21 protein-coding genes and 1 pseudogene are annotated in these 18852 nt (G+C 58.4%); 11 read left to right on the forward strand and 11 right to left on the reverse strand.

The window, feature by feature from the left end; all coding sequences use genetic code 11:
* Nucleotides 1-114: 114 nt before the first annotated feature.
* From olsB to sppA, 8 genes are all read right to left on the reverse strand, one after another.
* Nucleotides 115-954 (reverse strand): l-ornithine N(alpha)-acyltransferase, encoded by an 840-nt coding sequence (gene olsB, locus AC1Q5O_RS20285; protein ID WP_464662297.1) that lies wholly within the window; start codon nt 952-954, stop codon nt 115-117.
* A 157-nt stretch (nt 955-1111) separates the two neighbouring features.
* Nucleotides 1112-1615 (reverse strand): signal peptidase II, encoded by a 504-nt coding sequence (lspA, locus tag AC1Q5O_RS20290; protein ID WP_464662299.1) that lies wholly within the window; start codon nt 1613-1615, stop codon nt 1112-1114.
* Between the two features lie 5 nt (nt 1616-1620).
* Complete coding sequence (locus AC1Q5O_RS20295; RefSeq protein WP_492565463.1) at nt 1621-2499, reverse strand: TrmH family RNA methyltransferase; 879 nt, start codon at nt 2497-2499, stop codon at nt 1621-1623.
* On the reverse strand, nt 2496-3602 hold the full coding sequence (locus tag AC1Q5O_RS20300; RefSeq protein WP_492565465.1) for an RsmD family RNA methyltransferase: 1107 nt from the start codon (nt 3600-3602) through the stop codon (nt 2496-2498). Before AC1Q5O_RS20300 ends, AC1Q5O_RS20295 begins: the two co-directional genes overlap by 4 nt.
* An 83-nt stretch (nt 3603-3685) precedes the next feature.
* Nucleotides 3686-4660: a bifunctional Delta(1)-pyrroline-2-carboxylate/Delta(1)-piperideine-2-carboxylate reductase gene (lhpI, locus tag AC1Q5O_RS20305; protein WP_492565467.1), complete on the reverse strand. Its 975-nt coding sequence runs from the start codon at nt 4658-4660 to the stop codon at nt 3686-3688.
* Between the two features lie 24 nt (nt 4661-4684).
* A complete protein-coding gene (locus AC1Q5O_RS20310) occupies nt 4685-5014 on the reverse strand; it encodes a LapA family protein (RefSeq protein WP_105738045.1) in 330 nt (109 codons plus the stop codon).
* A 69-nt stretch (nt 5015-5083) separates the two neighbouring features.
* Nucleotides 5084-5365: an integration host factor subunit beta gene (locus tag AC1Q5O_RS20315; RefSeq protein ID WP_091878879.1), complete on the reverse strand. Its 282-nt coding sequence runs from the start codon at nt 5363-5365 to the stop codon at nt 5084-5086.
* A 78-nt stretch (nt 5366-5443) separates the two neighbouring features.
* Nucleotides 5444-6430 (reverse strand): signal peptide peptidase SppA, encoded by a 987-nt coding sequence (gene sppA / locus AC1Q5O_RS20320; protein ID WP_223612256.1) that lies wholly within the window; start codon nt 6428-6430, stop codon nt 5444-5446.
* Between the two features lie 260 nt (nt 6431-6690).
* On the opposite strand from sppA, the gene lptC reads away from it, so the two are divergent.
* The 6 genes and pseudogenes from lptC (at nt 6691) to ptsN (ending at nt 12104) form a co-directional block, all read left to right on the forward strand.
* On the forward strand, nt 6691-7428 hold the full coding sequence (gene lptC, locus AC1Q5O_RS20325) for an LPS export ABC transporter periplasmic protein LptC (protein WP_223612255.1): 738 nt from the start codon (nt 6691-6693) through the stop codon (nt 7426-7428).
* Between the two features lie 44 nt (nt 7429-7472).
* Entirely contained in the window at nt 7473-8108 is a 636-nt protein-coding gene (locus tag AC1Q5O_RS20330; protein ID WP_288192577.1) for an LptA/OstA family protein, read from the forward strand.
* A gap of 109 nt (nt 8109-8217) precedes the next feature.
* Nucleotides 8218-8946 (forward strand): annotated as a pseudogene (gene lptB / locus AC1Q5O_RS20335) (LPS export ABC transporter ATP-binding protein); the annotation flags it as partial.
* Nucleotides 8947-9113: 167 nt separating this feature from the next.
* Entirely contained in the window at nt 9114-10778 is a 1665-nt protein-coding gene (gene rpoN, locus AC1Q5O_RS20340; protein WP_492565472.1) for an RNA polymerase factor sigma-54, read from the forward strand.
* A gap of 207 nt (nt 10779-10985) precedes the next feature.
* Nucleotides 10986-11579 (forward strand): ribosome hibernation-promoting factor, HPF/YfiA family, encoded by a 594-nt coding sequence (hpf, locus tag AC1Q5O_RS20345; protein ID WP_091878871.1) that lies wholly within the window; start codon nt 10986-10988, stop codon nt 11577-11579.
* A 60-nt stretch (nt 11580-11639) separates the two neighbouring features.
* Complete coding sequence (ptsN, locus tag AC1Q5O_RS20350) at nt 11640-12104, forward strand: PTS IIA-like nitrogen regulatory protein PtsN (protein WP_492565474.1); 465 nt, start codon at nt 11640-11642, stop codon at nt 12102-12104.
* Nucleotides 12105-12350: 246 nt separating this feature from the next.
* On the opposite strand, the gene AC1Q5O_RS20355 is transcribed toward ptsN, so the two are convergent.
* On the reverse strand, nt 12351-13247 hold the full coding sequence (locus AC1Q5O_RS20355; RefSeq protein ID WP_492565475.1) for a DMT family transporter: 897 nt from the start codon (nt 13245-13247) through the stop codon (nt 12351-12353).
* A gap of 101 nt (nt 13248-13348) precedes the next feature.
* On the opposite strand from AC1Q5O_RS20355, the gene AC1Q5O_RS20360 reads away from it, so the two are divergent.
* Nucleotides 13349-14206, forward strand: coding sequence for a LysR substrate-binding domain-containing protein (locus AC1Q5O_RS20360; RefSeq protein WP_223612251.1), 858 nt, complete (start codon nt 13349-13351; stop codon nt 14204-14206).
* 6 nt (nt 14207-14212) lie between these two features.
* Here AC1Q5O_RS20360 and AC1Q5O_RS20365 read toward each other — a convergent pair whose 3' ends face one another.
* The gene (locus AC1Q5O_RS20365) at nt 14213-14596 is read right to left on the reverse strand and encodes a cupin domain-containing protein (protein ID WP_492565477.1); all 384 of its coding nucleotides are present in this window, start codon (nt 14594-14596) and stop codon (nt 14213-14215) included.
* 77 nt (nt 14597-14673) lie between these two features.
* Nucleotides 14674-15108 carry a Fur family transcriptional regulator gene (locus tag AC1Q5O_RS20370; RefSeq protein ID WP_472461970.1) on the reverse strand — a complete coding sequence of 145 codons (435 nt, stop codon included), beginning with the start codon at nt 15106-15108 and terminating at the stop codon, nt 14674-14676.
* A 235-nt stretch (nt 15109-15343) separates the two neighbouring features.
* On the opposite strand from AC1Q5O_RS20370, the gene AC1Q5O_RS20375 reads away from it, so the two are divergent.
* From AC1Q5O_RS20375 to AC1Q5O_RS20390, 4 genes are read left to right on the forward strand one after another with little or no spacing between them, the layout of a single operon-like run.
* Entirely contained in the window at nt 15344-16237 is an 894-nt protein-coding gene (locus AC1Q5O_RS20375) for a metal ABC transporter substrate-binding protein (protein WP_492565480.1), read from the forward strand.
* Nucleotides 16234-17130 carry a manganese/iron ABC transporter ATP-binding protein gene (locus tag AC1Q5O_RS20380; protein ID WP_492565482.1) on the forward strand — a complete coding sequence of 299 codons (897 nt, stop codon included), beginning with the start codon at nt 16234-16236 and terminating at the stop codon, nt 17128-17130. The genes AC1Q5O_RS20375 and AC1Q5O_RS20380 overlap by 4 nt, the downstream gene beginning before the upstream one ends.
* Nucleotides 17127-17987 (forward strand): metal ABC transporter permease, encoded by an 861-nt coding sequence (locus AC1Q5O_RS20385; RefSeq protein ID WP_492565484.1) that lies wholly within the window; start codon nt 17127-17129, stop codon nt 17985-17987. Before AC1Q5O_RS20380 ends, AC1Q5O_RS20385 begins: the two co-directional genes overlap by 4 nt.
* Nucleotides 17984-18835, forward strand: a complete 852-nt coding sequence (locus AC1Q5O_RS20390) for a metal ABC transporter permease (RefSeq protein ID WP_492565486.1) — start codon at nt 17984-17986, stop codon at nt 18833-18835. The genes AC1Q5O_RS20385 and AC1Q5O_RS20390 overlap by 4 nt, the downstream gene beginning before the upstream one ends.
* Nucleotides 18836-18852 lie beyond the last annotated feature (17 nt).

The raw sequence follows: 18852 nt of genomic DNA on the forward strand, positions 1-18852 counted from the left end.
TCCGATCAGAAGACCAATCTATGCGCTATCGGGAACTTTACACACCGTGCAGGCGCATCATCGGCGGTTTTCTCCACAGATGATGTTCGTCCTGCAGGAGGCGAAAGTGGAATTTCAGTCGAAACGCTTGGCGTTCGAGATGTAATGGCTGACGTAGCGGGTGGAAATGCGGCTGACCGGCAGAATGATCAGTACATCGGTCGTGCCGAAATCATGATCCACCACCGCACCGTCACCGATCATGGCACCAAGGCGCAGATAGCCCTTGATCAATGGCGGCATGGCGAACAGGGCAACCTTCGGATTGACCGCTTCGCTGGGAACGAGGTCCATCGGCTGATACAGCGACGGCAGGGCCTGGACATCCCAGTCCGGCGTTGCGCGGCAGTTGTGATGCAGGAACGACAGCGGCAGAGCATGCGCCGCCGGCACCGTTCCCTGGAAGGATGCGCAGCCGAACATCACGTCGATGGAGTGATACCGGCAATAGCTCCAGATGCCCTGCCACAGCAGTTCGACCGTGCGCTTTGAGCGGTATTCCGGCAAAACACAGGACCGGCCGAGCTCAAGGAAATGCATCTGCGGCTTGGCAGCGACCAGACTGTCGATCGTATATTCGCTAGCCGAGTAAAAACCGCCTGTTTTGTGGGCAACTTCCGAGCGCATCAGCCGGTAGGTGCCGACGATCTGCTTGTGCTTGGGGCCAATGATCGAGGTATCATAAACCAGGAGGTGATCGCATACGGGATCGAAACGGTCTGCGTCGCGTTGTTCCAGGGTCGCCGAGCCCTTGGCGCCGAGTTCATCGAAAAATACCTTGAAACGCAGCTGCTGGGCAGAGACGATTTCGGCTTCGGTTTGCGCAAGGCAAACTTCCATCGTCCCAATGCGTCCAAGCACCGCGACAAGGTGTGGCGCCGTAAACGGCGAGGGTGTTGAATCAACCTGCGACATCGTGTGCTGATCTTTAAAGATAGACGCAGGTTCAAGCAAGGCGAAGCTCATAACGATTCGCTCTCATCATGGTTGATCGGCAATCACTAGATGCTTGAATACAACAATTGGATGACGGGCACATGACGCGGGAGACACCGCAGATGCTGGGTTTTCCTCAGTTTCCCCCAGCTTGCCCCTTTGGTGTCTTGCGCTCGCGCAGCCAGACAAAAATTTCTTCAAGCACGACCAGTGCGGCGCCGACGGAAATGTAGGCATCGGCCAGATTGAAGACGGCAAATGACCATGACGGCAGATGGAAAAGAATATAATCAACGACATAGCCAAGCAGGCTGCGGTCGATCAGATTGCCGATGGCACCACCGATGATCAGCGCAAAGCCGATGCGCGAGATCCAGCGTGCCGGTACGGTGCTCCACCAGAGATAGCTGACAAAGGCGATGACGACGACGGTCAAGCCGATCAGGGCAAGGTCGTGCATGCCGCTGAGCATCGAAAATGCAATGCCATTATTGTGAACACGAAAAAGCGCCAGAAATGGCAGCAGATCGATCTGCTGCTGATAGTCCATGCCGGTCTCGACGAGATATTTGACGATCTGGTCGCTCGCCACGGCAAGCACCACAATCGCCAGCAGGCCGAAGAAGGATTTGCTTTTCATGGGGGTTATTTATCCTGTTTGCCGCCATCGAGTGTCAACGCCTCGCGGCGGATCTCGAACAGCATGACGCCGGTGGCAATGGCGAGATTGAGCGAATCCGCCCGGCCTTCCTGGGGAATGCGGGCCAGCTTGTCACAGGTTGAGGCCAGCGTGTCGGGGAGGCCCTGCTGCTCATTGCCCATCAGCAGAATGACCGGCTTGCCCTTGTAGGGAATCGTCCGGTAGTCGACGGCGCCCTTGAGGTGCGTGCCGACGATCAGTCCCGAAAATCCCTTTCGCCAGGAAAGGAATTCCGTTTCGTTCGTGCGTATCAGCGGGACGGCAAAGACCGAACCCATTGTAGCGCGCACGGTTTCGAGCGAAAACGGATCCGTGGTGTCGCCGATCAGGATGATACCCTTGGCGCCTGCCGCATCGGCTGTCCGGATGATGGTGCCGAGATTGCCCGGATCGCGCACCCGGTCGAGCGCGACGTAAACATCGTTGCCCTGCGGTCGGGTGGCTGACAGGGGCTGCAGCTGCTGCTCGAACACGCCGACGACCATTTGCGGATTGTCGCGCCGGGTGATGGCGGAAATCACCTTCTCGTTGACCTCGAGCACGTCACCGCCCTTGGCAATCGTGCGGGCTGCGACCTGCTCGACAAGGGAATTGCCCTTGCCGGCCTTGGAATAGACAAGCGTCTTGATGGTCCAGCCGAGATCGAGCGCGTCGATGACGAGTTTCAGGCCTTCGGCCAGAAACACACCCTGCTGGTCGCGGAACTTCTTCAGCGCCAAGGATCGCAGATCCTTGACGATCGGGTTGGTCAGGCTGGTGACTTCCTTGACCTTGCCGGGCCGCGCGATGGAGCTGCCGTGCTGGCGGTCGTCATGTCTGGTCATTTGGCACCCCAGCGGCTGAACAGGGACGTGGAAAGGGCGCGCCCGGAAGACCGTTCGCGCAGGATCAGTTCGCCGGACTGCACTTCGCCGCCAAGACCGGTAAAGGCATCGCGCATCAGCTCGTGAATGGCAAAGAACGATGCGCGGATGGAATAGGCGGTCAACACCACACCGAGCGGATTGGGCGTCAGGATCGACCGGCATAAATCGACCATATCGGGCAGATTGTCGAAGAGCTGCCAGACCTCGCCGTTCGGGCCGCGGCCATAGGCGGGCGGATCGAGCAGGATGATGTCATAACCGCTGCCGCGCCGCTCTTCGCGGGCGACGAACTTCATAGCATCCTCGCAAATCCAGCGGATGGGCTTGCCGGAAAGTCCGGCCATTTCCTGGTTTTCGCGGGCCCAGACGATTGCCTTCTTGGACGCATCGACATGGGTCACCTCCGCGCCCGCACGGGCGGCAACGAGCGAGGCGACGCCGGTATAGCCGAAAAGATTGAGCACCTTCACCGGGCGCTTTGCACCGCGAATGAGGCTGTCCATATGCGACCAGTGCGTTCCCTGTTCGGGAAACACGCCCACATGCCGGAAGGAGGTGAAGCGGCCGAAGAAGGGAATGCCCTCATAGGCAAGCGGCCAGGTTTCGCCGAGCGGCACCTTGGGGAAATGCCAGCGTCCGACGCCTTCCTCATCCGTATTGCCGGTAAAGATCGCGTCAGCCTTGTCCCACTCGGCCTTGTTCCAGGCCGGGAGCCAGATGGCCTGGCCTTCGGGGCGGATGATCCGGTAGGGACCATATTGTTCGAGCTTGAGGCCGTTGCCGCTGTCGAGCAGGGCGTAATCATCGGAGGGCAGCGTTTCGAGGATCAGGCCGGTCTTTTCTGTCGGGCGCGGACCGGTATGGCGGGTCAGGACCCGCTTGGGCAGCGGTTCGGAACGGGGCGCTGCCTTGACGCGCGCATCATTGTCCGCCGGGGCAGAGGTTTTGGCAAATTGCGGGCGGGGTTTTGTCGCCTGCTGCCTGTGCGGCGCAGCTTTCGGTCCCGCGCCTTTCGGGCCGGTGCCCTTGGCCTTCCTGATTTTTCCGCCAGACGATTTCAAACCGTTATGCCCTCATATGCCCTTGGCCATCGTTCAATGGTGGTTTCCTATGCCAAGATGAGGAAAGGCGAAAGCAAAAACACTCAGGCAGAGGCTGCAATCGCCTTTTCATAGACCAGAATACCGGCGGCAAGGTCTTCCAGCGCAGCGCCGACCGACTTGAACAGGGTGATTTCATCGGGCGACTGACGCCCTTTCACCGTTCCGCGGGTGAGATCGAACAGATCGCCGATCACATGGCTGTCGCCGATGACGCCCGCCTTGATCGGCTGGACGAGGTCGCCGCCTTCCTTCAGCGCGCCTTCCCTCGTGTCGACAAACACCCGCGCGCGCTTGACGCACTCATCGTCGCTTTCCCGCATGGCGGGGGTAAAGGCTCCGATAAGATCGACATGCGCGCCCTTCTTCAGATGCCTGCCGAGAATGAGCGGTTCGGTCGACAGCGTGCCAGCGGCGATAATATCGGCATCGGCGATGGCCGCATCCTTGTCGGTGACCGCCTTGGCGTTGAACCCGTCAGCGACGAGATCCGCCGCCACTTTGCGCGCATTGTCGATGCTGCGGTTCCAGATGGAAATCTCGCGGATCGGTCTGACAGAGCTGTGCGCGCGGGCAAGAAAGCCCGAGAGCGCGCCGGCGCCAAGGATAACCAGTTTGGATGCATCTTCGCGGGCGAGATAGCGGGCGGCAAGGGCGGAAGCGCCTGCGGTGCGCCATATGGTCAAACGCTGGCCATCGATCAGGGCCTTGGGTTCCCCGGTCTTGCCGTCGAGCAGCAGATAGACGCCCATGACGGCCGGTTTGGCAATGGCCCCATTGTCAGGCGATACCGTGACGATCTTGACGCCCATATAGCCCTTCGACGAATCGCCGAGCGCATCGAAGTCCGACCAGGCCGGCATCAGCAGAAGCGTCGATGCGGCGCCATCGGGGCGATCAACCGTGTGATGGTGGCGCACGGGCTGGATAACGCCCTGACGGAACGCCGTTTCAATGGCGTTGATCATGTCCGGCCAGTTCAACAGCCCGTCGACGTCAGCCGGAGAGACCAGTTTCATTGCAAATCCTTGAAAATATGCTGCTTAGTGCAGAGAGGGAAGGTTGGGCGTGGACTGCGTGGCCGCCGATTTCCGCGCTTCCATGCGCAGGAGTTCGGTCTCCTGCTTGCGCTGGCGCGCCAGTTTGCGGTGCCGGCCCTGGTTGATCCAGGTGGCGAAACTGCCAAGGATCAGCCCGACGAAGAGAGCGAGAAACAGCCAGACGAAGAGGGGTGCGGCATAGGACAGGCCGGGATTGCCCGGATTGAACGGATCGATCGTAAAGGTCACCAGCCCGCGATTGGCCACCGACAGTGCAATCAGGATCACTGCCAGCGGCACGAGAATGAGGACGACAACGACGCGATTGATCATATCTCTCTCCAGGGTAACAGCACTTCACGTATCATCAGGCTATGAAGCTGCCCCAGCTTGTTGCTGCATTCAGTCGGCGTTCAGCCGGTCGCGCAGCTCTTTGCCGGTCTTGAAGAATGGCACCCACTTTTCCTCGACCTCGACGCTGTCGCCGGTGCGGGGATTGCGACCGCTGCGGGCGGGGCGGTTTTTCACCGAGAATGCACCGAAGCCACGAAGCTCGACCCGATTCCCTTCCGCAAGAGCGTCGGTGATCTCGTCGAAAATGGCGCCGACGATATTCTCGACATCGCGTTGAAACAGGTGCGGATTGCGGTTGGCAATGATCTGGACGAGCTCTGATTTGATCACGGCATAATCCCCTTCTGGTTCAAGTTCAAATGACACGGCCATTATGACTATGTCACTGATCCTGTAAGCTTAAATATTCTATTGCGCCCCTACGGGCCTGCCGTCAACGTGCCAAACAGAAACGAGCCCGTCAAGGAAGATGCGATCTCCGGTCAAATCGCGCAGCAACCCGGTGCTTTCCTGCGGAATACCGAGATATTGTGCCAGCATTTTCAGCGCGGATTGGGATAGAAACGAGCTGAAGGTTGTCTTTTGTGCGGGTTTCCATTCGATGACGGGCAATTTCTCGTCAACGCCCTTGGTTTTCAGCCAGGCAATCGACTTGTCTTCCCCGCCAAGTTCGTCGATGAGTTTGTTGGCCAGCGCCTGTCTGCCGGTGAAGACCGATCCGTCTGCCAGCGCAAGCGTCTGTTCGCGGGTAAAATTGCGCCGTTCCTGAACGATTCCGACGAACCAGTCATAGGAATCCATGATCATGCGATGGATCATGGCCTTGGCTTCGTCGCTGGCGGGGTTGAAAAAGTTCGGTTCGGCTTTCAGCGGACTGGATTTGATTGTCTCCACCTTGACGCCGACCTTCGTCAGCAGTTCGGAAATATCGGGATACTGGAACAGCACGCCGATCGATCCGACGATGGAGGACTGGCGTGCGACAATATGATCCGAACCGCTGGCAATCATGTAGCCTGCCGAGGCCGCCAATGTTCCGACCTGCGCAACAACGGGCTTTTTCGCGGCAATCTTGCGCACGGCTTCATAGATGGCTTCGCCGCCCGCCGTGGTGCCGCCCGGTGAATCCACCGAAAGAATGACGCCCTTCACAGCGGTGGAATCGGCGACTTCGCCCAGACGCTTGATGAGCTCGTCATTCTCGAAAATCGTGCCTTCAACACGGATTTTGGCGATATGCGCTGCGGTTTTGCCGGAAAGACGGTCGGAACCGGAGAGAAATCCGTAAAGCCCGATCAGGGCGAGCGCGACAACCAGAAGGGAAAGCACACGCCAGAATGTCAGCTTGCGCCGGAGACGGCGCCTGTCGATGATTGCGTCAGCTGTGTTTGCCATCGTATCGTCCGTTTCCTGTGCAATTCAGTGCAAGCATTCTTCTGCGGCAACATTCCGAGGAAGTCCAGACCCCCGGGGTTCAGCACATTGCCCCATATAGGCAATTGGCGCTGCACCTTGTATATGAACGGATGACGGCATATTTGTTCGATCAAATGCAACGTGTCCCATAGACCCTGGTTCATTTCATCGAAAAATAACCATATTGGCGTTCAACTAACAGGGCGCCAACACATCGCAATCGGTAGTATAGCCAATACATGTCCATTGAACTGAAACATACGCATCCAAACGGCGATGCAACAGCGGCTGCTGCGCAGCATGCGGAAGTTGCGCGGCAATTTTCTGCCACCGAGAAGGATTCGCACGTTTTTCGCGCTGCGGAACGCCATTCGCGGCGCGTGCGCTTCATGAAATTTGCCTTGCCTGCCGTCGCCGTGATCGGCGCTGCGGTTTTCTCCTGGTTCACATTTTTCTCCACGACCAACATCCCGAGCAATATCACTTTGGACAGTGCGGGCATTCAGGATGGCAAGCTGGTCATGACCAATCCCAAGCTGGATGGCTTTACCAAGGACAAGCTCCCCTACAAGATGAGTGCGGAACGGGCGCTGCAGGATGTCGGCAACAGCTCGCTGATCACGCTTGAGAATATCAGCGCGGAAATTCCGGTTGGCCAGGATCTGCGGGCGCAGGTCAACGCCAAGGGCGGCCTTTACGACAATGCCAACCGCCAGTTGAAGCTTGACAACAACATAACGCTGACAACCTCGGACGGCATGAAAGCACAGTTGAAATCCGCCGATATCAATATACAAGAAAACTCGATGTCGACCGATCAGCCTGTCAAGATCGAAAATAGCAGTGCCAGTATCGTCGCAGACAGTATGAAAATTACTCAGAGTGGCAAAGTAATGGTCTTTGAAAAGGGGGTCAGGCTTGTCATTCAGCCCGCAAAGCTGCATGAAGGTCGCAACGAAGCCAAATCACCGCAGTGATTGCCGGCCAGGTGGGGATATCCCGGATTTAGGAGATTGAGACAATGTCGCGCGGGACAAGACTGATCAGCATTTCGACTGTTGCATTGGGCATTTGGGCATCCTCCATGATTGGTCCTGTTGCAGCGCAGGATGCGAGCAAGGCCGGCGGCCTGAACAACGGCATGAAGCTTTCGAGTGATCAGCCCATTCAGATCGATTCCGATCGCCTCGACGTGCATAATGATGTGGGTACTGCCACCTTTACCGGCAATGTAACGGTCACCCAGGGAACGACGCTGATGAAGGCGGGTTCCATGATCGTTTATTACGTCAAGAAGCCGGAAAAGACCGACGCGGAAAAAGCCGCCGACAAGGCAGCCGCCAAAACAGAGACCAAGGCAGCCGCGCCTGCGGGCGCAGGCGCCCAGGACATCGACCACATCGAGGTCAACGACAAGGTCTACGTGAAGTCCGAAGATCAGGTTGCCACGGGCGACCATGGCACGTTCGACATGAAGACGCAGGTTCTGGTTCTGACCGGCAGCAAGGTCGTTCTCTCGCAGGGCGATAATGTTGGCGTCGGTTGCAAGCTGACCGTGCAGATGAAGAGCGGTCAGGCCCAGCTGGAAAGCTGCAAGAACGGACAGACAGGCCGCGTTTCTATCGTCGTTGCGCCGAAGAGCGCTCCGAAGAACTAGGCCGGCGGTATAAGTGTCCCTGTTTTCCCGTCAATCCGCAAAGACCCCCACATCGCCAGACGCGCGCATTTCCCAGGAGATGCGTGCCGCCGATCCGTCGGCGACGGACCGGATGAAGGGTACGCTTGTCGCCCGCGGCATCACCAAGAGCTATAATGGCCGTCAGGTGGTCAATGGTGTTTCCTTCGGTGTGCGCGCCGGCGAAGCGGTCGGTATTCTCGGTCCGAATGGCGCCGGGAAGACCACCTGTTTCTATATGGTCACCGGCCTGGTGCCGGTCGACAAGGGCAATATCGAAATCGATGGCTTCGATGTGACGACGATGCCGATGTATCGCCGCTCGCGCCTCGGCATCGGCTATCTGCCGCAGGAAGCCTCGATTTTCCGCGGCCTGTCCGTGGAAAACAACATCAAGGCCGTGCTCGAAGTGGTCGAGAAGGACCGCACCGCACGGGCGCAGGAACTGGATTCCCTCCTGGAAGAGTTTCATATCGCCCATCTGCGCAAGGCACCGGCGCTTTCCCTCTCCGGCGGTGAACGCCGCCGGCTCGAGATTGCCCGCGCTCTGGCCTCGCGGCCCAATTTCATGCTGCTCGACGAGCCGTTCGCCGGCGTTGATCCCATTGCGGTCTCCGATATCCAGCAACTCGTCCGCCATTTGACCAGCCGCGGCATCGGCGTCCTCATCACGGACCACAATGTGCGCGAAACGCTGAAGCTGATTGACCGCGCTTACATCATTCATGCGGGGCAGGTTCTGACCCACGGCCGTCCGGACGAGATTATTGCGAATCCGGATGTCCGGCGTCTTTATCTCGGTGATCAGTTCAAGCTCTGATTTTATCAATTTCTGGCAGGTTTTTGCCAGAAATTACCCGCCCTTGCGTGAATCCAGATGAATCTTTCCGAAAAGAGTCGTTTTTTGCCTTGCTGGAATTGACAAGCAAGGATTGGGCCATTTCTGTACATTGAGAAGAATTTCGTACAGGAGTACCCGCGTTCACCATGGCCCTGTCGCCAAAACTCGATCTGAGACAAACCCAGTCTCTGGTGATGACGCCGCTGCTCATGCAGTCGATTCGGCTGCTGCAATTGTCCCATGTCGAACTCGAGCAATTCATCGAGCAGGAGATCGAAAAGAATCCGCTGCTGGAGCGCGATGAAACGGCAAACGAACATTTTTCCTTCGAAAGCCGGGATACATCCGATGATCGCGGGCCGGGAGAAGCCGGCGACTATTCGCGCGGTGTCAATCATGGTGACGCCGACGAAAGCCGCGACGGGGGCAGCGCGAGTGAGCAGAACGACCATTGGCTTGTCAGCGGCGAGTCGACCAGTTCAGGCTCCATGTCCGAGACGTTCGACAGTTCTCTCGAGAATATCTTTCCGGATGATCCTGGAACCCACGACTTCATCGCTGGCGATCTGGCCTCGCAATGGAAATCGTCATCGGGTGACGGATATGTGTCGACGGGCGGCGAGGGGTTCAATCTCGAACAGGTGACCGCGTCGCCGTTGACGCTGCGCGATCACGTCGGCGAGCAGATCATTTTTGCCTTTGAGGATGCGGTGGACCGCCTGATTGCAGCGGAACTCGCCGATTACCTCGATGAAATGGGTTATCTGCGCGTCGATGTCGAGGAGATTGCCGAACGGCTGGGCACCGATGCGGCCCATATCGACAGATTGATCGCGGTTTTGCAGACATTCGAACCGGCGGGGCTGTTTGCCCGTGATCTGGCTGAATGTCTGGCTCTGCAGCTGCGTGCAAAAAACCGGCTCGATCCGGCGATGACGATGCTTCTGCAAAATCTGGAACTCCTGGCGAAACGGGATTTTCAAAGCCTGAGAAAGCTGTGCAGGGTCGCCGATGCCGATCTCCTCGATATGCTGCAGGAGATACGCCTGCTCGATCCAAAGCCGGGAACGGCCTTCTCCTCGGGTGTGGCCGACAGCATCATCCCGGATGTGCATGTCGACATGGCGCCGGACGGGACATGGAATATCGAGCTCAATCCGGATGCTCTGCCGCGGGTCCTCGTCAACAACACCTATTATGCGACCATTGCAAAGGTAACGGCTTCCCCGGCTGAAAAGGGGTTTCTCAGCGAATGCCTGCAAAATGCCAATTGGCTGACGCGCAGCCTGGATCAGCGCGCCCAGACCATTTTGAAGGTGGCGACGGAAATCGTACGCCTGCAGGCGGAGTTCCTGCAATTCGGCGTCGCCTACCTGAAGCCGCTCAATTTGAGAAATGTGGCTGACGCCATCGGTATGCACGAGTCGACCGTGAGCCGCGTCACCGCCAACAAATACATGCTGACGAAGCGCGGCGTCTTCGAGTTGCGCTATTTTTTCAATGCGGGGATTTCGGCCACCGAAGGCGGCGAGCAGCATTCCTCCCAGTCCGTGCGGCATCAGATCAAGCTGCTGATCGACAGTGAAAAGCCGGATGATATTTTATCGGACGACACGATCGTGGATCTTTTGAAGGGCCAGGGCGTTGAGATTGCACGGCGTACGGTTGCCAAGTACCGCGAGGCGATGAACATCGCATCCTCGGTGCAAAGGCGCCGGGAGAAAAAAGCGGAGGCTTCTGTGCGCAAGGGTGACGGAAACTCTGGATTCATCCGCCGCACAGGTGTAGAATCGAGGCGAGCGGGTAAATGAACCGAGCCATAGAAGCTTGGTCAAGGGAGAGTGAAGCGCCGGTAATTTGCATCGATTGAAGCGAAAGCGCGCCTTTTGGAGATGAAGAATCAGAAAGTGAAATGTGATGGATCACTCGCATGGAATGTGCGGGATGTCTTTGCTCGTCTCTCAACAACAGTGTAGATTGGCTCGGGCAATGAAAAGTCACAATGAAGGTGAGGTATCATGAGTCTGCGTGTATCTGGGAAACATATGGACATTGGTGACGCTTTCCGCATTCGCATTGACGAACGGATCGGTGAGATGGTGACCAAATATTTCGATGGCGGATATACAGGCCACGTCACAGTGGAGAAACAGGGGTCGCGCTTCATCGCCGATTGCCTGATCCGTCTCGATACCGGCACGGTGCTGCAGGCAGCGGGCGAGGCACAGGATCCTCAGCTTGCTTTTGATGCAGCCGGAGAACGCGTGGACAAACGCCTTCGCCGTTACAAGCGGCGTCTGAAATCGCATCAGGCGCCCGGCTCGAACGGTGTTTTCGACGATATTTCCTACCGGGTCGTCGCCCCCGTACCGGATGAAGATGAGGATATTCCGGAGGATTACGCGCCGACAATCGTGGCTGAGACATCGATGGCGCTCAGGAGCATGAGTGTCGCATCCGCCGTGGTCGAGCTCGATCTGAAAGATAGCCCAGTGGTTGTCTTCCGCAACTCTGGCAGTACGCAGGTGAATATCGTATACCGCCGCGCTGACGGTAACATCGGCTGGATCGATCCATCGGCCGTGGCCGGTCAGAACGGCGCCGGGTCTTAGGCGAAATTTGAACTACCGTCCGCGCCCAAAGCGCGGACGGTAACAGGAAGGAAGAGAATAATGGATCTGGGTGACCTCATTCAGCCCGACGCTGTCCTGCCCGCATTGAAAGTCAATTCCAAAAAGCAGCTTTTGCAGATCATGTCGGAGAAGGCTGCCGCCTTGACCGGTTTGACGGAGCGGGAAGTGTTTGACACCGTCCTGCAGCGCGAGCGTCTTGGCTCGACTGGCGTTGGCAATGGCATTGCCATCCCGCATGGCAAGATCAACAGCGTCAAACGCATCACCGGGGTCTTCGCACAGCTCGAAACCCCCGTGGATTTCGAAGCGCTGGACGATCAGCCCGTCGATATTGTTTTTCTTCTGCTGGCGCCGGAGAATGCCGGTGCCGATCATCTGAAGGCCTTGTCGCGGATTGCCCGCATGCTGCGCGATCCCGAGCGGATTGCCAAATTGCGCAACGCCCATGATGCGACCCTTATCTATGAATTGCTGACGGCGCAGCCTGCCTCCAACGCCGCCTGATTCTTTTGCATCCTTTGACGAAAAGCCGCCTCCGGGCGGCTTTTTGTTGGGGTGGGATGAGGGTTAGGGCATGTTCTGCACGACTCTCGTGCGTGGTTCGACAAGCTCACCATGAGGAAGCATGGGGGATTGCAAAGAAGTATATTCTGCAATACTGGCGATTGGCTTGCAGCCAGCACCTTCCCTCATGGTGAGCTTGTCGAACCACGCACCATGAAGACGCAACGCTGACGGACAGCACCCGCTTCAGACTGCTATGCTCCTGCGCCAGGGAATTTGCCACCCGAGCCGCACGCCCAGCGTGCCGCAGGCAATCAGCAGCATGCCGGCGGCCTGCGCCATTCCCAGCGGGTGTCCGTAAATTGCCCAGTCCACGATGATGGCGACGATCGGATAGATGAAGGTCAGGACGCCGATGACCGGCGTCGACAGGCGCGGATAGGCCGAATAGATCAGGATATAGGCAATGCCCGTATGGAGGATGCCGATACTGGCCAGCCAGCCCCAGGATGCCAGCGGCACGGGCTCCGCCCAACTGGCAAAAGGCGCGAGCATGACGATGCCGACGATGGTCTGGCACAGCACCGTGATTTCCGGCCGTTGCTCGCCGAGGCCCTTGGCGAGAATGGTTGCAGCGGCATAAAGCATCGCAGCACCAAGCGACATGACGATCCCAAGAATCCATAGCGTGCTGACCGGTGCCGTCGCGCCGACAAGGCCGCTCGCCAGGACGACGCCGATAAAGGCACCGAGCATCCAGATGATCTGATCGACGGTGATGCGTTCCTTCAAAAGGGTTGCGCCGATGAGAACGACGAAGAACGGCTGGATGTGATAGATGATCGTGGTGGTTGCAATCGATGTCATGCGGAACCCGGCAAAAAACGATACCCAGCTGAGCACCATGCAAATGCCGCCGAGCGCTGCCCGGCCCAGCCGCGGCCAAGAGAGGGTCCGGTCGGGAAGGTAGCCGCGCAGGAAACACCAGGCTGCGAGGAAGACCATGCCGAAAACACAGCGCCAGAAGACGATGGTGACCGGATCGAGCCGTGTTTCCGTTGCAAAGGCACCGACCGTCCCGATGATGGCCATGGCGACGGCCAGCCGTGCTGCAGGAAAACGATCGGATATCGGGTCAGGCATATGGGTCATTCCCGTGGCAAAGGATGCCCAGTTAGCGCCCTTGGCTGCCGCCAAACAAACGAATAGATTTGGAGTGAACTATTCGCTATATTGATGGCATTATGGCTGCACCCCTCGACCTCGATCTCCTGCGGACCTTTGTGACTGTCATCGAAACCGGCAGCCTGTCGGCGGCTGCCCCGCGTGTCGGCCGCAGCCAGTCGGCGGTCAGCATGCAGATGCAGCGGCTGGAACAGGCGGTGGGCAAACAGCTGCTTATTCGCAACCCCCGGTCCGTCGAGCCGAATCTGGCCGGCGAGAGTTTTCTCAATTATGCGCGGCGGTTGCTGCGATTGTCCGACGAGGCGTGGGCCAATGTCACCCGCCCCGAGGAAACCGGCAGCGTGCGGCTTGGCGTGCCCGATGACTATGCGGCATTCCTGCTGCCGCCCGTTCTGTCGCGGTTTGCCGAGGAGCATCCGCTGGTCACCGTCGAACTGGTCTGCGAGCAATCCACCTCGCTGGTCAAGGCGATCGATGAGGACCGGGTCAATCTGGCGATTGTCACCCGCGGAGCCACCCAGCCGCTGGAGGTGATCCGCCGCGAGCGCTTGATCTGGGTGGCATCGCCGACCCATGTTGCCTGGGAAAATGACCCGCTGCCCATCGCCCTGTTTGAACCCGGCTGCGCCGCGCGCATGAACGTGCTGGATGCGCTGGGCGATGCGGATCGCAGCTATCGCTGCACCTATTCCAGCGCCAGCCTGCTCGGACTGATCGCCGTGGTGCAGGCCGGGCTGGCGGTGGCTGCGCTTGCCGCGTGCAGCGTGCCGTCGACCCTGCGCGTTATCGGCGAGAATGAAGGCCTGCCGCCGCTGCGTGATCTGGAAATCGGCATCATGCGCAGCCCGGTGTCATCCAGTCCGGCCATTGACCGGCTGAATGATTTTCTGCGCCGCGAATTGGCGCAGATTGCGTAAGGTCTGTCAGATCCACACGTCGTTCTGTGCTGTCCGCTCACCGCCCTCGCGGCCGGTATTGAGAACACCTCGGGGTTCGATCAGCATCAGACGGACTTCCCTTTCGGCATAGGGCTTGTGCTCGACCCCTTTGGGGACGACATACATTTCACCCGGCCTGATCGTCACGAAACCGTCGCGGAAATCGATGCGCAGTTCCCCGTCCAGGACAATGAACGCTTCATCGGTTTCCGGATGATCGTGCCAGATGAAATCACCCTCGATGCGGACGATCTTGAATTGATAATCGTTGAGTTCCGCCACCACTTTGGGTGACCATTGTTCGGAAAACAGCGTGAATTTTTCCGAGAAATTGATGGCCGGATAGGATTTTGGCTGGACTGTTTGCATGCATAACTCCCTCGGGCAAATGCCAGCGGAAGTTATGCTTCACGCGAAAGCAAACGTCTTGGACGTTTGTGCGTGCGCTATTCCGGACGCCTGGATTTCCGCCCGTAGAGTTCCAGCCGGTGATGGATGATGTCATAGCCGAGCGCGCGGGCGATCTCTTCCTGCAGTTTCTCGATCTTGTCCGACTGGAATTCGATCACGTCACCCGTATCGACATCGATCAGGTGGTCGTGATGCTCGCCATGGGCCTGTTCGAAGCGTGACGGGCCGCCATTGAAGGCGTGGCGATGAATGGCGCCCATTTCTTCCAGGAGGTTCATGGTCCGGTACACGGTCGAAAGTGAAATGCTGTCATCGATCTCGATGGCGCGATGGAAAATCTTCATCGCATCCGGGTGGTCTTCGGTGGAGGTCAGAATATCGAGAATGATTCGGCGCGGGCGGGTGATGCGAACGCCTGCCTTGCGCAGCTCCTTCTCGTAATCCGGCTTCTGATTGATAGCATGTTTCATGCGCGGGATTATGCGCCAGAACGCGCTCAGTTGCAAAGATTCTCAACTGGCCTCGGGAAATACGCACGTTGGTACACAGAATTTCGGCGTCTGACCTCCAGCATACGGCGGGAAACGGGAATGGAATTCTTTTTGCAAATCATTCGCATTTGCATTGACGCATCTCCCGCAAGCCGTTATGGAGTAACAATGGTGACGAAAAAGCTCACCATTTTCCCGGTTTGCTGGAGGCGAGATGAGATTTTCCCGACTGTTGATTGCTGTTTTTGCTCTTTTGACGATTCTTGGCCCGGCATCCGCCACCGAAGGCAAGAAGTTCAAGGTGGTCACCACCTTTACGATCATCGCCGACATGGCCCGCAATGTTGCGGGGGACGCGGCCGACGTGGATTCGATCACGAAACCCAACGCTGAAATTCATGACTACCAGCCGACACCCGGTGATATCCTGAAGGCGCAGGATGCCAATCTCGTCCTGTGGAACGGCCTTGGTCTGGAACGCTGGTTCGAAAAATTCTTCGGCAACGTCAAGAATGTTCCGAGCGTCGTTGTCAGCGAAGGCGTAGAGCCGATGGGCATTTCGGAGGGCCCCTATGAGGGCAAGCCGAACCCGCATGCCTGGATGTCGCCCAATGCCGCGCTGGTTTATGTGGAAAATATCCGCAAGGCACTCGGCAAGTACGACCCGGCCAATGCCGCCGTCTATGACCGCAATGCCGCGGCCTATTCGGAAAAGATCCGCGCAACCGTCGCGCCCATCCGCGACAGTCTCGTTGCTGTTCCCGCCGAGCGCCGCTGGCTGGTGACGAGTGAAGGCGCCTTCAGCTATCTCGCACGCGATTTCGACATGAAGGAGCTTTATCTCTGGCCGATCAATGCCGATCAGCAGGGCACACCCCAGCAGGTGCGCAAGGTGATCGACAAGGTTCGCGCCGAGAAAATCCCGGTGGTTTTCAGTGAAAGCACGATTTCCGCTTCGCCCGCCAAGCAGGTCGCCCGCGAGACCGGGGCCAAATATGGCGGTGTTCTCTATGTCGATTCACTCAGCGATCCCGATGGTCCGGTGCCCACCTATCTCGACCTTCTGCGCGTCACGGCACAAACCGTTGCCAAAGGCTTTACCCAGTGAGCGCGTCCTCCCAAGCGCTCGCCGGCCCCTCCGCTGCAAAGCGGGGGGCTGGTCTTTCCGTGCATGACGTGACCGTGACCTATCGCAATGGCCACACGGCTTTGCGCAATGCCAGCTTCGATATCCCGCGCGGTTCGATCACAGCATTGGTCGGCGTCAATGGCAGCGGCAAGTCCACCCTGTTCAAGGCCATCATGGGCTTCGTGCCCCTCGCCAGGGGATCGGTCTCGATCCTGGGTGAACAGGCGGGACGGGCGCTCAAACGCAATGTGGTGGCCTATGTGCCGCAGAGCGAGGATGTCGACTGGAATTTTCCGGTTCTGGTCGAAGATGTCGTGATGATGGGACGATATGGCCATATGAATTTTCTGCGCATGCCGAAAAAGCGTGACCAGCACATGGTGACTGCCGCGCTGGAGCGGGTCGGCATGGCGGATTTCCGCAAGCGCCAGATCGGCGAGCTCTCGGGCGGTCAGAAGAAGCGCGTCTTTCTCGCCCGCGCGCTGGCGCAGGAAGGCGATATCATTCTTCTGGACGAGCCCTTTACCGGCGTCGACGTGCGGACAGAAGAGGCCATCATCGGCCTTTTGCGATCTCTGCGCGATGACGGCAAGGTCATGCTGGTCTCCACCCACAATCTCGGCAGCGTGCCCGAATTCTGTGACCGGGCCGTGCTGGTCAACCGCACCGTCCTGGCCTCCGGACCGACCGCAGAGGTGTTCACGCAGGCCAATCTGGAAATGACCTTCGGCGGCGTGCTGCGCCACTTCATCCTCGGTGGCGTCGATCTGCATGCCGATGCGGATCCGCGCAGTGTGACGGTGCTCAGCGACGATGAACGCCCCTTCGTGATCTACGGCGAACCCAAGGGGAAAGGTAAGCCGCAATCATGATGCAGCTGCTTCTCGAACCCTTTTCCTACAACTATATGATCAATGCCATGTGGGTCAGTGCGCTGGTTGGTGGTGTCTGCGCATTCCTTTCCGCCTACCTCATGCTGAAGGGATGGTCGCTGATCGGCGATGCGCTCTCCCATTCCATCGTGCCCGGCGTCGCCGGGGCCTACATGCTCGGCTTGCCGTTTTCAATCGGCGCGTTCTTTTCCGGCGGTCTCGCCGCAGTCGCCATGCTGTTTCTCAACCAGCGGACAAAGCTGAAGGAGGACGCCATCATCGGCCTGATCTTCACGTCCTTCTTCGGGCTCGGCCTGTTCATGATGTCGCTGTCACCCGCCTCGGTGAATATCCAGACCATCGTGCTCGGCAATATCCTGGCGATCACGCCGGAGGATACGCTGCAACTGGTCATCATCTGTGGGGTGTCGCTGGCCGTTCTCTTGGTCAAATGGAAGGACCTGATGGTAACATTCTTTGACGAAAATCATGCCCGTTCCATCGGCCTCCACCCGCCGCTCCTCAAAATCCTGTTCTTCACGCTGCTCAGCGCGTCGACGGTGGCCGCCATGCAGACCGTGGGGGCGTTTCTGGTGGTGGCGATGGTCGTCACCCCCGGCGCAACCGCCTATCTCCTGCATGACCGTTTCCCGCGCCTGATCCAGACGAGCGTGCTGATCGGGGCCTTGACCAGTTTTATCGGCGCCTATCTCAGCTATTTCCTCGATGGTGCCACCGGCGGCATCATTGTCGTGCTGCAGACACTCGTCTTTCTCACCGCTTTTGTTTTCGCACCCAAGCATGGAACGCTGGCCGCGCGCCGCCGCGCCCGCCTGGCATTGGAGGAGGGGGCATGAGCGACCTGATCCAGCTTTTGTTGCAGCCGTTCAGCTTCGGCTTCATGCAGCAGGCCTTTGTCATCACGCTTCTCGTGGCAATCCCCATGGGCCTGCTCTCTCCCTTTCTCGTCCTGAAGGGCTGGTCGCTGATGGGGGATGCGATCTCGCATGCGGTGCTGCCCGGCGTGGTGCTCGCCTATATCGCGGGTATCCCGCTAGCAATCGGGGCCTTTGCGGCAGGCATGATCTGCGCCCTTGCCACCGGCTTCCTCAAGCAGAACAGCCGGGTGAAGGAAGACACCGTTATGGGCGTGGTCTTCTCCGGCATGTTCGGCCTTGGCATCGTCCTCTACACCAAGATCCAGTCTGACGTGCATCTCGACCACATCCTGTTCGGAGACATGCTCGGCGTGGCATGGCGCGATATTGCCGAAACTGGCGCGATTGCAGCCGTGACCCTGTTGGCCCTCGGCATCTGGAGGCGTGATTTGCTGTTGCATGCCTTTGACCCGCAGCACGCGCAGGCCATCGGTCTGCCGGTCAAATTCCTGCACTATGGCCTGCTCTGCATCCTGTCGCTGACCATCGTCGGCGCGCTCAAGGCTGTTGGCATCATCCTTGCCGTCGCCATGCTGATTGCGCCGGGCTCCATTGCCTTCCTCTTGACCAAACGGTTCGAACGCATGTTGCTGGTCTCGGCAGCTGTCGCGGTTTCAACGTCGCTCACCGGCATCTATCTGAGTTTCTTTCTCGACAGCGCCCCGGCGCCGACCATCGTACTTTTGCTGACGGTAAGCTTCATTCTGGCCTTTGTCTTCTCCAGAAAAGGAACCGCCGCCAGCGCGGAAGCACAGGCGGCGGAATAGGGTCGTCAACTCAGTCA

This window comes from Phyllobacterium sp. MT110, from assembly GCF_058792715.1.

Coding starts and splice junctions, on each gene's coding strand:
- olsB (WP_464662297.1), bottom strand. CDS start 954: ATGTCGCAGGTTGATTCAACACCCTCGCCGTTTACGGCGCCACACCTT.
- lspA (WP_464662299.1), bottom strand. CDS start 1,615: ATGAAAAGCAAATCCTTCTTCGGCCTGCTGGCGATTGTGGTGCTTGCC.
- AC1Q5O_RS20295 (WP_492565463.1), bottom strand. CDS start 2,499: ATGACCAGACATGACGACCGCCAGCACGGCAGCTCCATCGCGCGGCCC.
- lhpI (WP_492565467.1), bottom strand. CDS start 4,660: ATGAAACTGGTCTCTCCGGCTGACGTCGACGGGCTGTTGAACTGGCCG.
- AC1Q5O_RS20310 (WP_105738045.1), bottom strand. CDS start 5,014: ATGATCAATCGCGTCGTTGTCGTCCTCATTCTCGTGCCGCTGGCAGTG.
- sppA (WP_223612256.1), bottom strand. CDS start 6,430: ATGGCAAACACAGCTGACGCAATCATCGACAGGCGCCGTCTCCGGCGC.
- lptC (WP_223612255.1), top strand. CDS start 6,691: ATGTCCATTGAACTGAAACATACGCATCCAAACGGCGATGCAACAGCG.
- AC1Q5O_RS20330 (WP_288192577.1), top strand. CDS start 7,473: ATGTCGCGCGGGACAAGACTGATCAGCATTTCGACTGTTGCATTGGGC.
- rpoN (WP_492565472.1), top strand. CDS start 9,114: ATGGCCCTGTCGCCAAAACTCGATCTGAGACAAACCCAGTCTCTGGTG.
- hpf (WP_091878871.1), top strand. CDS start 10,986: ATGAGTCTGCGTGTATCTGGGAAACATATGGACATTGGTGACGCTTTC.
- ptsN (WP_492565474.1), top strand. CDS start 11,640: ATGGATCTGGGTGACCTCATTCAGCCCGACGCTGTCCTGCCCGCATTG.
- AC1Q5O_RS20355 (WP_492565475.1), bottom strand. CDS start 13,247: ATGCCTGACCCGATATCCGATCGTTTTCCTGCAGCACGGCTGGCCGTC.
- AC1Q5O_RS20360 (WP_223612251.1), top strand. CDS start 13,349: ATGGCTGCACCCCTCGACCTCGATCTCCTGCGGACCTTTGTGACTGTC.
- AC1Q5O_RS20365 (WP_492565477.1), bottom strand. CDS start 14,596: ATGCAAACAGTCCAGCCAAAATCCTATCCGGCCATCAATTTCTCGGAA.
- AC1Q5O_RS20370 (WP_472461970.1), bottom strand. CDS start 15,108: ATGAAACATGCTATCAATCAGAAGCCGGATTACGAGAAGGAGCTGCGC.
- AC1Q5O_RS20375 (WP_492565480.1), top strand. CDS start 15,344: ATGAGATTTTCCCGACTGTTGATTGCTGTTTTTGCTCTTTTGACGATT.
- AC1Q5O_RS20385 (WP_492565484.1), top strand. CDS start 17,127: ATGATGCAGCTGCTTCTCGAACCCTTTTCCTACAACTATATGATCAAT.
- AC1Q5O_RS20390 (WP_492565486.1), top strand. CDS start 17,984: ATGAGCGACCTGATCCAGCTTTTGTTGCAGCCGTTCAGCTTCGGCTTC.